This window comes from Modestobacter marinus, assembly GCF_019799945.1.
Taxonomy (GTDB): domain Bacteria; phylum Actinomycetota; class Actinomycetes; order Mycobacteriales; family Geodermatophilaceae; genus Modestobacter; species Modestobacter marinus_B.
The window spans coordinates 1-1,115 of sequence record NZ_JABGCH010000120.1 but is presented as its reverse complement, the minus strand read 5'-3'; the positions used below and the strand labels follow the sequence as shown (position 1 = coordinate 1,115).

The 1,115-nt window shown below is 71.2% G+C and carries 1 pseudogene and 1 other annotated feature; the pseudogene reads left to right on the top strand.

The features are described from left to right. Positions 1–39: 39 nt before the first annotated feature. Positions 40–1,115: pseudogene (locus tag HK417_RS24340) on the top strand (IS3 family transposase); the annotation flags it as partial. After that, positions 321–452 (top strand) — a sequence feature (AL1L pseudoknot). Its footprint overlaps the pseudogene before it by 132 nt.

Genomic DNA, 1,115 nt, shown 5'->3' with positions numbered 1-1,115 from the left:
ATCTGGCAGAGGCTTTGATCTCGCAAGGAGACTGAGTCCGTGCCAGCACCCCGCAAGTACGACGAGGAGACCCGCGCCCGCGCCGTGCGGATGTACCAGGAGCGGATTCGTGATCTGGGTGAGTCGAAGCTGGCCGCCCGCCGAGCGGTGGGCGCGGTGCTGGACATCAACCCGGCCACGCTGCGCAACTGGGCCGAGCGGGAGGAGATCGACTCTGGCGTGCGGCCCGGCGTGACCACCGAGGCCTCCGACGAGGTCAAGGCGCTGCGTCGGGAGGTCGCCGAGCTGCGCCGGGCGAATGAGATCCTCAAGACCGCCTCGGCGTTTTTCGCCGCGGCGGAGCTCGACCGCCGACTGCGCTGATCTGCGACTACATCGCCGCGCACGCCGACCGCTTCGGGGTCGAGCCGATCTGCCGGGTGCTCACCGAGCACGGGCTCAAGATCGCCCCGAGCACCTACTACGCCCGGCTGCAGGCACCGGTGAGCGCGGCGGAGCTGTCCGACGCCTACGCCGCCGACGTCCTGGTGAACCTCCACCGGGCCAACCGGGGGCTCTACGGGGTGCGCAAGCTCTGGCACGTCGCCCGCCGCGCCGGGCATCGGTGGGGCCGCGACCAGGTCGGCCGGCTGATGGGCCTCGCCGGCCTGGACGGCGCCCGCCGCGGCCACCGGCGGACGGTGACCACGACACGGGACCAGGCCGCGCCGCGGCACGCGGACCTCATCGACCGGGCCTGGGCCACCCCGACCCGGCCGGACCAGTGGTGGGTCGCGGATTTCACCTACGTCTGGACGCTGGCCGGGTTCGTCTACGTCTCCTTCGTCACCGACGTCTACTCCCGCCGCATCCTGGGCTGGCGGGTGTCGTCGTCGAAGACGACCCCGCTGGTCCACTCGGCGCTGGAGCAGGCGCTGTTCACCCGCCGTCGGGGCAACGCCGCCTTCACCGCCACCGGGCTGGTCCATCACTCCGATGCCGGGTCGCAATACACGTCTCTGGCGTTCACCGAGGCACTGCTCGAGGCCGGCATCGCCGGCTCGATCGGCTCGGTCGGCGACGCCTTGGACAACGCCCTGATGGAGTCCACCATCGGCCTGTTCAAGACCGAACTG